This is a genomic window from Companilactobacillus halodurans (genome assembly GCF_009600985.1).
GTDB classification, from domain to species: Bacteria; Bacillota; Bacilli; order Lactobacillales; family Lactobacillaceae; genus Companilactobacillus; species Companilactobacillus halodurans.
The window spans coordinates 1-1,373 of the sequence record NZ_VDFP01000141.1 but is presented as its reverse complement, the minus strand read 5'-3'; the positions used below and the strand labels follow the sequence as shown (position 1 = coordinate 1,373).

The 1,373-nt window shown below is 36.3% G+C and carries 1 protein-coding gene and 1 pseudogene; both read right to left on the bottom strand.

The window, feature by feature from the left end; all coding sequences use genetic code 11:
* A pseudogene (locus tag FHL06_RS13095) lies at positions 1–202 on the bottom strand (bifunctional NADH-specific enoyl-ACP reductase/trans-2-enoyl-CoA reductase); the annotation flags it as partial.
* Between the two features lie 479 nt (positions 203–681).
* On the bottom strand, positions 682–1,373 hold a 692-nt coding region (locus FHL06_RS13090), incomplete at its 5' end, for an MIP/aquaporin family protein (protein ID WP_153387043.1).

Genomic DNA, 1,373 nt, shown 5'->3' with positions numbered 1-1,373 from the left:
CAAAAGCTGCTGTAATTCTACTAGCAAGTCCATAACTAGATGACCCCCCAATAATCAAAGCCTTCTTGGCACCCTCATAGTGACCTTTACCTTGTACATAGGCGATTTGATTAAGTATTTCTTGACGACAACCCTCTGGATTAACTGAACGAGCAACGTTTCCTTTAAGTTTTTCAGTGATTTTTACCATTGTATCTGACATATTCAACTCCACCTTTGTAAATAAATTAATGTAATGAATGAAGTCAATTATTATCTTTTAACATTTGATTGAAAGTACTCGCTGGCGTTTAGAGTTTTCAAATGTTTTTTGATAACTTAAAATGATTCCGCTCATTTTGATTGAAAACCTCGATAGCTAAATCACATTGTGACATCTATAACTATCTTCACTTGCTAATGTAAGCCTTTACAAACCTGCAAACCAATATTACTTGATTATCAGCTATATAACATTCAGTTATAATCCCGTCATATCAAGGATAAGCGCTTACATAACTAAAAATAGACAACAAGATATTGCATGTTATAAAATATTGCTATTTTAACGATCATTTTGATTCTATATTTTGAACACTTCAAAAGAAACGCAAAAAAATAACACCGTGACCGTTTTTGGCCATTGTGTTATTTTTTGTTATTTGAAACGAGCTATACAGAGGCTTGTTTCGCTCTCTCATCTTATAATCCAAAGAACATCTTATAGATAAAGATACCTATAACTGCACCAGTAATTGGTGCTACTACTGGAACCCAACTATAATTCCAGTTTGAAGATCCCTTATTTGGCACTGGCATAATAGCATGAACAATTCTAGGTCCTAGATCACGTGCTGGATTCAATGCTGGGCCAGTTGGGCCACCGACTGACATAACTAATGTTGTAATTACTAAACCAACACCGATATTAGCAATATCAATACTTTGCTTGAAGAACATTCCACGATACAATCCCATTGCTGCGAAGGTCAAAACTGCTGTACCAATAGCTTCAGTCCAAAAACCATTCATAGTACTACCTGCTGTATCACCGGTTGAGAAAGTAGCAAAGATTGCTCCTTCGTCTTTGGAACGTTTATAGTATGGCCAATAAATAACTAAGACTAATAATTGACCTACCATCGCACCTAAAAATTGAAAAATAATATATGGAGCTACTTTAGCCCATGGAAAAATTCCTGCTGCCGCTTGAGCAATTGTAATAGCTGGGTTCAAATGATTACCTGAAATTGAACCAAACATCATGGCTGGAATCATAACACCCAGACCGTATCCAACGGCAATGAAGATCCAACCACCGTTGGCCTGTCCGTTTTCTCCATTACCAGTTGTATCTTTTAGAAATGAATTGGCAACCGCACCATTTCCGAATA